The sequence below is a fragment of the Clostridium sp. genome (genome assembly GCF_051650885.1).
Lineage (GTDB): Bacteria > Bacillota > Clostridia > Clostridiales > Clostridiaceae > Clostridium.
The window spans coordinates 1-11,660 of sequence record NZ_JBOFRG010000070.1 but is presented as its reverse complement, the minus strand read 5'-3'; the positions used below and the strand labels follow the sequence as shown (position 1 = coordinate 11,660).

Sequence of the window (11,660 nt, the reverse complement as noted above, 5' to 3'; positions counted from 1 at the left end):
TCGCTTGACCTTTAGCTATATTATTTACTATGCAAATTTAGTTGTGAAAATTTAATTTGTATCTTAAAACCTAAGCTAGTAGTTTTTTATAGTTTGTCTTTTTAATATACTATTATCAACAGTATATTGAAACAGAGCCAACTAAAAAAACCATCCCACGATAAAATTTATCTCCGATAAATTTTGAGTCTCCCCGAGAAAAAGAAAAGAGCTGTCAAAAGAACAACTCTAACCTCTAACCTATTAACTCTTAACTAAAAAAACCATCTCACGATAAAATTTATCTCCGATAAATTTTGAGTCCCCCCAAAGAATCGCTTGCGATTCCCCCTAATTCTAAATTTTTAATTTTAAATTCTTAATTTCTAAGTAAAATCATGATCCACCGTAATTATACAGTTATATTCCGGATGTAATTCCTTTATAGCATGTGTTATATCTGTTTTTAATGCTTGTTCGTTCATTATTTTCTTTAAGTTTTTTGAGTCTACGACTACATCAAAGATTAAGTTTTTAATATCTCCATCGCCAACTATTCTAAAGTCGTGCATTGATTTTATTAGTGGATTGTATTTTATTATCTTTTCTACTTCATCGTGTGCAGCTTTGATTTCATCATCGAAGACACATATTGGGTCCATATGAATTACTAGATATAGTTGAAGCTTATGGGATATTTCACGTTCAGCATTGTCTATTACAGTATGAATTTCCATTATATTTATGTCTGCTGGAATTTCTGCATGTACTGATGCCATACAACGTCCTGGTCCATAGTTGTGGATGATTAAATCATGTATTCCAGTTATGTGTGGATATGAAAGTAAAAGTTCTTCTAATTCTTTTACAAGTTCAGGGTCAGGTGCTTCTCCAAGTAATGGATTTAAAGTATCTTTAATTAAAGAATATCCTGAGTAAACTATAATTAAGGCAACTACTACTCCAACGTACCCATCAATAGGGAAGTCAGTGAATTTAGATGCTAAAAATGAAATTGCAACACAAGTTGATGCAAAAACATCTCCTAATGAGTCAACAGCAGCAGCTTTTAATGCATTTGAGTTTATTTTATTTCCAATGAATTTGTTAAAGCTTGCAAGCCATACTTTTAAGAATATAGAAATTATTAAAAGTATAAATGGGATAAGATCGAATGTAACATGGCTTGGATTTAAAATTCTTTCAATAGAAGTTTTAACAAATTCAAGTCCTACTAAGATTACTAAGAATGAAACTACTAAAGCTGATATATATTCAATTCTTCCATGTCCGAAGGGATGTTCCTTATCAGCAGGCTTATTAGCCATTTTGAATCCAACTATAGTTATTATTGATGAACCTGCATCAGATAGGTTGTTTACTCCATCTGCTGTAATAGCTACACTTCCAGTTATTAATCCAACTGAAACTTTTATAGCGGTTAAAATAAGGTTCACTATAATTCCAATAACTCCTCCTAAAGTACCAAAGGAATCACGTACTTTTTTATCTTTAACGTTCTCTTTATCTTTAATAAAGGTATTTACTAAAAGTTTTGATATCATAAATTATTCTCCTATAAATTCTAATATTATTATTCTAACTTAAAAAAAATTATTATTCAATATATTAATTAATAATAATTATCCTATAATAATAATTAATAACTATTGAAAATAATTATTAATACAGATAAGAAAATTTTAAGCTTAAAAGTAGTATATGTAAGTTTCTATTTAGTGATTCTGTTTTAAAAAATAATCATTGGTTATAAATTTATGGTAAAATAGTTTTATAGAACAAGAGATTAGGAGTGATAGAGATGGAAAAAAAATTAGCAAGAGAATTAATGGAATTTATTGATAATGGAAAGACTGCTTTCCATGCAACTAAAGAAGTTCAAAAAATGTTAGATAAAGAAGGATTTGTAGAACTTTTTGAAAAGGATGCTTGGCATCTTTCTGAAGGTGGAAAGTATTATATGAAAAAAAATGATTCAGCAATAATTTCTTTTATTGTTGGTAATGGAAATATTGTTGAAGATGGATTTAGACTTATAGGAGCTCACACTGATGCACCAGGTTTTAAAATTAAGCCAAATGCAGATATGGTAAGTGAAGGAAGTTATGTTAAGTTAAATACTGAAGGATATGGCGGAGCTATTCTTAGCACTTGGTTTGATAGACCACTTAGCATTGCAGGAAGAGTTACTTTAAAAGGAGAAAATCCTTTAAAGCCTGTAGTTAGATTAGTTGATGTTAATAAACCAGTATTAATAATTCCTAATTTAGCAATACACATGAATAGAACTATAAATGAAGGATATGCTATAAACAAGCAAAAAGATACATTACCTTTAGTTGGATTTGTAAATGAAAAGCTTGAAAAAGAAGGATACTTAATGTCTATTCTTTGTGAAAGCTTAGGAGTTAAAAAAGAAGAAATCTTAGACTTTGACCTTTTCTTATATGAGTTTACAAAAGGATGTTTAGTTGGAATAGATGAAGAGTTTATTTCAATTGGTGGACTTGATGATAAATGGATGGTATATGCAGGAGTTCGTGCATTATTAGACAGTGAAGAAATAAATAGTACAAAGGTTATGATTGCAGTAGATAATGAAGAAATTGGAAGCCTTACTGCTCAAGGAGCTAATTCAAGTCTTATAAGAAGATTACTTGAGAGAATAATGATAGGTCTTGGTAAAAATACTGAAGAATTCTTTAGAGCACTTGGAAATTCAGTAATGATTTCAGCAGACCTTGCACATGCAGTACACCCTAATTTAGGAGAAAAGCATGACCCAACAAACAGACCAGTTTTAGGTGGAGGACCAGTACTTAAAATAGCAGCATCAGGAAGTTATTCAACAGATGCATATTCAGGTGCAATATTTAAATCAATATGTGATAAAGCAAATGTACCAATGCAAAAATTTGTTAATAGATCAGATGTTAGAGGTGGAACTACAATAGGACCAATATCAGCTGCAGACCTTTGTATTCCAGTAGTTGATATGGGAGCGCCACTTATAGGAATGCACTCAGTAAGAGAGCTTGCCTCAGTTAAAGATAATTATTATACAATTAAAGCATTCACTGAATTCTTTAATAATTAATGGTGATAATTAATAATTTGAAATTAAAAATTTAGAATTAGAAGAAGTTGTCTTGGATTAGACAACTTCTTCTTTTACTATAAATTATGAGAAAATTAATAATGAGAATAAAATGTGAAGTTTGTTATATGTTTAGTTAAAGTGAAAAGCAAATGATGGATTTATGAGTAAAACTTAAGAATAACTGATAAATAGGTTAAAAGAAGGCAGAAATGTTATCATTTAAATTTAGATGGTAAAAAAATCTAAGGATGAGATATGATATTATAAGAAAGCAAATTTCAAAATATCTACAATTTAGTAGATATGAAAAGAAGTTTAAACAAGGGGGATGAAGATGGAAGATTTTAAAGACATGATTATGAAAAAGTCGTTAGTAGAAAAAATGTATTTAGTAGGTTTTGTAATTGCAATAATTTCATTATTTTTTACATGGGTGGACGCTATTGGTATCGTTAAGGCTGGTGGTTTTCAACAGGGAGGATATTTATTTTTAATTTTAATGTTATATCCAATTATAACTATGTTCATGGGAAAAGCGAGACATTATATATTAGGAATTGTTTTAGCAGGGATAAATTTATTAGGAATTATTATGTTTATTAACTCAAAAAGTGTAGATTGGTTTGGAGATAGCATAAATATGGCATCTACAGGGATGTATATTATGGCTGTAGCAACTATCATAATTCTTGTTGGAGCAATTATGGAATTTATGAATAACAAAAAAGCAAAAGAAACATTATAGAAATAATATAGATTATTAAAGGAGTTATCTTTCTAGGGATAGCTTCTTTTTTTGCACCTTCATGGGAAAATAAACTTTAATTAACTTAATTTGGATTGTACTTGTAATAAATTAATCGTTAGTTGGATAAACTAAGATTTAGAAATTTACCAAATTTAGAGTTAAAAGAGGGTTTATTATGGAGAGAATATCTAAAAAGAATAAAAGAAATCTTTTGTATGATTTAAATAGTGGATATAAGGATTTAAAGGAAAGTTATAAAAAAATATATAGGGCTATAAAAAAAGGTGCTTTAAAAACTTCTGTTAGTGAATGGATTTTAGATAATACATTTTTATTAGAAAGAGAATTTAAGGGGGTAGAGCTTAGTTTCCCAGAAAATTATTTTTTTAGTTTACCAATAGAAGAACAGGAAAAACTGCCAAGGGTTTATGGTATTTGCAAGAATATTATAAAGAAGGATATAGGTATAGATATTTTGAGTTTAAAGGAATATGTTTTAAGTGAAAACAAGTATTTAACTTATGGGGAGGTTGTGTCAATCCCTATTCTTTTGAAGGTATATTTGCTACTTAAAATCTGTAATGTTGGGAAGTTTGTCGGAAAGCTTTATGAAAATAATGAAGAGGAAAAGCTTTTATTAAATGAAAATATAAATGAGGATATTGAAGGTAGCATAATAGCTCTTAGAAAAATTGAAAGTATAAAGTGGTGTGATTTTTTTAAGGAAGTTTCTATGATGGAGATTCTTTTAAGAAGAGATTGTAGTGGAATTTATGAAAGTATGGAGGAAACTTCTAAGGATTATTACAGACATTCTATTGAAGAATTAAGTAGAAAATATAATTTAAGTGGAATTGAAATAGCTAAAAAGGCATTAGAACTTTCAAGAAAAAAGCTAGAAGAAGGAAGAAAGGGACATACAACACATATAGGATATTATATTGTTGATTATGGAGTATATGAACTTTTAAAGGAATTCAATATAAATAAAAGAGTAAAAACAAATTTAAATGAAAAGATTTTTATATTAGGAAATATATTAGGAACCTTAGTATTAGATTTAATTATATTATTTTTAGTAAGTATTTTTAGGACGAATAGTATAAGCATAGGTGAATATATTTTAGAATTTTTAATAGTTCTTATGCCTGCAAGTGAAATAGTAGTTTCATTAATTAATTATTTTGTACCTAAATATAAGAAGATGACTCATATTCCTAAGATAGATTTAAGAGAAGGAATTGGAGAAAAAAATAAAACAGTTGTTGTAGTTCCAACAATTATTGAAAAAAAAGAAAAAATAGATTATTTGATAGATAAGTTAAGAGTAGCTTATATAGGAAATAAAGATAAAGATGTATATTTCGTTATTTTAGGTGATTTTGTAGATAGCTTAAAAGAGGAAACTGTTTTAGAAAAAGAATTATTCCAATATGGAAAAAATGAAATTGAAAAATTAAATAAGGAATATAATGAAAAGAGATTTTTTATTTTAATTAGAGAGAAAGTTTATGATAAAAGTGAAGAAAAGTATATAGGATGGGAAAGGAAAAGAGGAAAGCTTTTAGAATTTATGAAGCTTTTAAGGGGCGAAAAAACAACATATAAATTTTTTTCAGGAGATATAGATATTTTAAAGGATTCAAAGTATTTAATAACCTTAGATACAGATACCTTTATAAAAAGAGGAATGGTAGGAAAACTTGTAGGTGCAATGAGCCATCCTTTAAATAAGCCAAGGGTTTCAATAGATAGAGTTGAAAGAGGCTATGGGATAATGCAACCTAAGGTATCTATTTCTTTAGAAAGTAAAAATAAAACACTATTTTCTAAAGTGTTTGGAGGGGATGGTGGTGTTGATGGATATGGAACTGCTTATTCAGACACGTACCAAGACCTTTTTAGTAAGGGGTCATTTACTGGAAAAGGAATAATACATATTGATACCTTCTTAAAGACTATGGAAGGAAAGATTGAAGAGGATAGTGTTCTAAGTCATGACCTTTTAGAAGGTGAAATTGCAAGGTGTGCATTAGTTACTGACTGTGAGTTTATAGAAGAATATCCAAGTACATATATAAGTAGTACTCAAAGATTACATAGATGGATAAGAGGGGATGTACAGCTTATAAAATGGATTTTTAAGAAGGATATTTCTCTTATTTCAAGGTGGAAGGTTTTTGATAATATCAGAAGAAGCCTTTTAGCACCATGGCTTTTAATATCACTTATAATTTCAATGATTGTCTTAAGAAGTGGTAAAAGTAATATAATAATTTTATTTTTATTAGTATTTTCACCGCTCTTATTTAGAGTTACAGATTTTGTTGTAACACCAAAGCAAAAAATAAATGGACGCTTTAAAACATTAGTAGAAGTAATTTTAATAGTAGCATTTATTCCGTATCAAGGTTTAATAAGTTTAGATGCAATAATAAAAAGTCTTTATAGATTATTTATAAGTAAGAAAAAATTACTAGAGTGGAAAGCATCAGATTTAGAAGATAAGGAAGAACGTATTAATATAAATTATTATGCAGGAACTATGTATTTAAGCATCTTATTTGGAATAGTAACTATATTTTTAAGTTACAGAGGTGATGAAGTTGTATCAGTTTTAGTATTTTTTATAGGTATCCTTTGGATACTAGCACCTTTTATGGCATTAGATTTAAGTAAGGAAATAGAAAATGAAGAGTATATAAGCAGAAAAGATACTGATTTTCTTCTTAATACTGCAAAGGATACATGGAAGTATTATAAGGATTTTGTAACAGAAAAAAATAATTATCTTCCACCTGATAATTATCAAGAAGAGCCATTTAAAGGTGAAGCAAAAAGAACATCTCCTACAAATATAGGACTTTCTTTAATGAGTAATATTGTAGCAATGGATTTGAAATTTATAAAGGAAGAAGAAGGAATAGAAAGATGTTTAAATACTTTAAAATCAATGGATACTTTAGAAAGATGGCATGGACACTTTTTAAATTGGTATAACGTAGAGACAAAGGAAAGCTTAAGAGAAAGATATGTTTCAACTGTTGATAGCGGAAATCTTTTATCTTACTTAATGATATGCAGAGAAACTTTTAAAAATAAAAATGAAGAGTTAGAAAAGCTTTTAGATAAGTTTATAAATGAAATGGATTTTAAAAAGTTATTTAATAAGGAGAAAGAACTTTTTTACGTTGGGTACAATATTGATAAAGAAAGTTTTGGGGAATCTTATTATGACCTTTTAGCATCAGAGGCAAGAGTGGCATCCTTTTTAGCTATTGCTAGAAATGAGGTAGATGAAAGTCATTGGTTTAAATTAAAAAGAGGCTTTAGATATGTAGGATTTAATAAAACACTTATTTCATGGAGTGGAACAATGTTTGAATATCTTATGCCAAGTTTAATAATGAAAAATCTTAATGGAAGTATGTTTTTTGAAACTTATGAAGGGGTGTTAGATAGTCAAATTAGTTATGGAAGACGAAAAAAAATTCCTTTTGGAATGTCTGAAGGAGCATATTATAAGTTTGATTTAGAAAAAAACTATCAATATAAGGCTTTTGGTGTAAAGAAGCTTAGAATGAAAAGAGAAAAAAATGAAGAGATTGTAGTAACTCCATATGCATCTATATTAACTCTTCAAATAAATAAAGAGAAAAGTATCCATAACTTAAAAAGACTTAAAGAAATTGGAGCTTATGGTGAATATGGTTTTATAGAAAGTATAGATTATACAACTAATAGAATAAATAAGCTTTTAGAGGAAGAAGTAGTAAGTGAAGATTTAAAAAGAGAAAAAAGAAAAGGTCTTTTAGTAAAAACATATATGGTACACCATTTAGGAATGTCTTTAATGGCATTAGATAATGCATTAGAAGAAAATATAATGATAAAAAGATTTCATAATATACCAGAAGTAAAGGCTACAGAAATATTATTAAAAGAAAAGTCAGAAAATCTAAATAGATTAGAAAAAGAAAGCTTTATAGTAGAGGACATAGAAGTAGAAGAAAGTATATTTGAAGAAAGAATTTTAAATGAACTTGAAGCTAGTGATAAGGAAGTAAATATTTTATCAAATGGAAAATATACTTTAATGATAAATAGTCTTGGTGGAGGCTTTTCAAGATATGAAGATAATATGCTTTATAGATGGGGTGGAGACTTTTTAGAAGAAGAGGGTGGTGTATTATTTTATATAAATGATGGTGAAAAAGTTCAGAGTCCAACCTTCTATCCTTTTGAAAACTTTGGAGAAAACTATAAGGTTAAATTTTCAGAAGAAAAAGCTGAAATATATAAAATTGAAAATGAAATTGAAACAAGGGTAAGAAGCTTAGTATCTCCAGAGGATGATTTAGAAGTAAGAAGTCTTACTATAAAAAATTTTAGAAAAGATAAAGTAGTTTTAGATGTAACAGCATATTTAGAACCAGTTATAAATAGCCTAGCTTCAGATTTAGCACATATGACTTTTTCAAATCTTTTTATAGAAACTGAAGTTTTAAAAGGTGAAAATATAATAATAGGTAAAAGAAGAAAAAGAAAAAAAGAAGAAGAAGAGAAATATATTTTTGTAGGATTTTTCTTAGAAAGAACTGAAGAGAATAGTATGGAATATATAAATTCAAGAGAAAGGTTTATAGGAAGGAATGGAAGTCTTAAAAATCCTAAGGGAATAAATAAAGTATTTAAGGTGGATTCAAATGAGCCTTTAGACCCGTGTATAGGAATAAAAAGAGAAGTTACCTTAGAAAAAGGAGAGGAAAAAGCTTTAAGATTTATTCTAGGGTACACTAAAAATAAGGAAGAGATTATAGAGAAGGTTTCGAGAAATAAGAATATAGGAGACATTATACTTTTAAGAAAAAGATATAACAAAATGTCAAAGCTACTTTTAAATAAGCTTTCTATAGATGGAAAAAGAGGAAATATATATATGAAGGTTTTAAGGGAGTTTTTATATATTCCTAAAAGTAGAAAGGATAAGGAAGAATATATTAAAAATCTTAAAGGTAAAAAGGAAGACCTTTGGAAGTATGGAATATCAGGTGATAAAAAGATTATTTTTATTAAGGTGAAAAAAGATAAAAAACTATTAAAAGAAATTATGAGAATGCACTATTATTATGAGCTAAAGGGAATTGATGTAGATTTAGTTATATATAATGAAGAAATTAGTAATTATAACAATGAAAATAAGAATGAAATAGAAAGCTATATGAATTCAATTTATGGAGATGATATGAAAAATATCTTCTTATTAAATAGTGAAACTTTAAGCAAGGAAGATGAAAAACTTTTAATTGGAATATCAACAATCTTTTTAGATACCAATGAAGTAGATTTAACTAGATTAATTAAAGAATATGAAAAGAAGCACTTTTTTGAAAAGCAAATAGAAAGAGATTGCAAATATCTTCTTCATTTAAATAGTGAAAAAATAAAAGAAGAGGAAAAGAAAGAAGAAAAAGAGAGAGAGGAAGAAGTGTTACATAATTTAGATTTCTTCAATGGGTATGGTGGATTTAATAAAGAAGATGGGAGCTATGAAATAGTCTTAAAAAACAAAGAAAATACAGGTAGACCATGGATAAATGTTTTAGCGAATGAAAGCTTTGGATGTAACATAAGTGAAACAGGGATGGGGTATACCTGGTGTGAAAACAGCAGAGAAAATAAAATAACACCATGGAGCAATGATTATATAAAAGATTCTATGGGGGAAGGAATATGGTTTAAAGATAAGAATCATGAAAAAAGCTTTTCTATATTTAAAAAGCCTATAGATGATGGAGGAGTTTATAAAATAAATCATAACTTTGGTTATTCAACCTTCTCACATAACTATAAAAACATTGAAGGAAGCATAACAGTTTTTGTTCCAACAGAAGATAAGGTTAAAATTCAAATAGTTAGGCTTAAAAATAATAGTAATGAAGACAAAGAAATTAGCATGTATTTTTATAATGAATTGGTACTAGGAGACAACAAGAAAAATACTGAGGATTATATTTATACAGGAATAGAGAAAGAGTATGCCTATGGAAAGAATAATTTTTCAAGCTTTTTTAAAGAAAAGATAACATATGGAACTATTTTAGGAGAAGGGGAAAATATATATACTTGTGATAAAGAAGAAATATTATCTGTATTAAAAGAAGAAGAATTATGTAATGTTGTAGAAAAATGTGGAGTAGATATAGACCAGTGCATTGGAGTAGAAAAAACTATATTACTTAATAAAAATGAAGAAAAAGTATTTGTATGTATCTTAGGAGAAGAGGATTCCTTTGAAGAGGTTGAGAAAAAAATAGAAAAATACAAAAATAAAGATGTAGTTTTTAATGAATTAAATAAAATAAAAGTAAAATTAGGAGATTTCCTAGGAAATATAAAGATAAATACTGGCGATAAAAGTTTTGATTACATGATGAATGGATGGCTTTTATATCAAAACTATAATTGCAGGTATTTAAGCAGAAGTGCTTTTTATCAAAGTGGTGGTGCATATGGTTTTAGAGACCAAATGCAAGATAGTTTTTCATTAGGGATAATAGATTCTAATATTTTAAGAGAAAGAATTTTAGAAAATTCTAAAAGACAGTATGAAGAAGGCGATGTTCAGCATTTTTGGCATCCTAAAATAGATAGTGGAATAAAAACAAAATTCTCAGATGACCTTTTATGGATGCCTTATGGAGTAATAGAATATCTGGATTTAACAGGAGATTATTCAATATTAGAAGAAAAAACATCTTATTTAAGGGATGTACCACTTAGAGAAGGGGAAGAAGAAAGATATGGAATAGTAAATGAAAAAGGAGAAGAGGATAGTATTTATAATCACTGTATTAAAGCAATAGAAAGAAGTCTTAAGCTTGGAGAACATGGAATTCCATTAATGGGGTGTGGAGATTGGAATGATGGAATGAGCACTGTTGGGAATAAGGGGAAAGGTGAGAGTGTATGGCTTGGATGGTTCTTATCAATTATTCTTGACCGTTTTGTAGAAATAGCAAAATTAAAAAATGATACTAAGCATGAAAAGTTATTTTTAGAAAAAAAAGAAGAGATAATAGAAAATATTGAAAAGAATGCTTGGGATGGAGAATGGTATAAGAGAGCATTTTTTGATGATGGAACACCTCTTGGTTCAAAAGAAAATAAGGATTGTTTTATAGATTCAATTTCGCAAAGCTTTTCTGTTATAGCTGGCTTTGGAAAAGAAGAAAGAAAAATAAAAGCCATGGAAAGTGTGGAAAAGTATCTTATAGATAAAGAAAATGCATTAATAAAGCTTTTATACCCTCCTTTTGGAAAGGACCATTTAGAACCAGGATATATTAAAGGATATATAGAAGGAGTTAGAGAAAATGGAGGGCAGTATACACATGCTGCTGTGTGGGTTGTTTTAGCTTTCTCACTTTTAGGTGAAAATGAAAAAGCTTATGGACTTTTTAATATGTTAAATCCAATAACACATGGAAATACAAAAGAGAAAATTGAAAAGTATAAGGTAGAGCCATATGTAATGGCAGCAGATGTTTATACAAGACATCCTTATGAAGGGCTTGGAGGATGGAGCTATTATACTGGAGCTGCAGGATGGATGTATAAGGTAGGGCTTAATAATCTTATAGGATTAAAAATAAGGGAAGAGGGATATGAGATAAAGCCAAACTTACCAAACTATATAAAAGAGTTTAGTATAGAGCTAAAGAAAGAAGAATACAAGATTTTATGTAAAAGGGAGGACGGGAAAAAAGGAATATTTATAAATGGAGAAAAGCTTGAAGGTGAAATAATAAA

Annotated in this window: 4 protein-coding genes; 3 read left to right on the top strand and 1 reads right to left on the bottom strand. The window is 28.2% G+C overall.

Annotation, left to right across the window (positions count from 1 at the left end):
• Nucleotides 1-365 precede the first annotated feature (365 nt).
• Nucleotides 366-1,544 (bottom strand): cation diffusion facilitator family transporter, encoded by a 1,179-nt coding sequence (locus ACRC28_RS03565; RefSeq protein ID WP_438542080.1) that lies wholly within the window; start codon nucleotides 1,542-1,544, stop codon nucleotides 366-368.
• A 257-nt stretch (nucleotides 1,545-1,801) separates the two neighbouring features.
• Between ACRC28_RS03565 and ACRC28_RS03560 the strand changes: the two genes are divergently transcribed.
• The 3 genes from ACRC28_RS03560 to ACRC28_RS03550 form a co-directional block, all read left to right on the top strand.
• A complete protein-coding gene (locus ACRC28_RS03560; protein ID WP_438542079.1) occupies nucleotides 1,802-3,097 on the top strand; it encodes a M18 family aminopeptidase in 1,296 nt (431 codons plus the stop codon).
• A 337-nt stretch (nucleotides 3,098-3,434) separates the two neighbouring features.
• A complete protein-coding gene (locus ACRC28_RS03555) occupies nucleotides 3,435-3,845 on the top strand; it encodes a hypothetical protein (protein ID WP_438542078.1) in 411 nt (136 codons plus the stop codon).
• A gap of 178 nt (nucleotides 3,846-4,023) precedes the next feature.
• A partial coding sequence (locus ACRC28_RS03550) for a GH36-type glycosyl hydrolase domain-containing protein (protein WP_438542077.1) occupies nucleotides 4,024-11,660 on the top strand: 7,637 nt, incomplete at its 3' end.

Excerpts from the sequence above, each read along its gene's own strand:
- ACRC28_RS03565 (WP_438542080.1), bottom strand. The coding sequence starts at position 1,544 with ATGATATCAAAACTTTTAGTAAATACCTTTATTAAAGATAAAGAGAAC.
- ACRC28_RS03560 (WP_438542079.1), top strand. The coding sequence starts at position 1,802 with ATGGAAAAAAAATTAGCAAGAGAATTAATGGAATTTATTGATAATGGA.
- ACRC28_RS03555 (WP_438542078.1), top strand. The coding sequence starts at position 3,435 with ATGGAAGATTTTAAAGACATGATTATGAAAAAGTCGTTAGTAGAAAAA.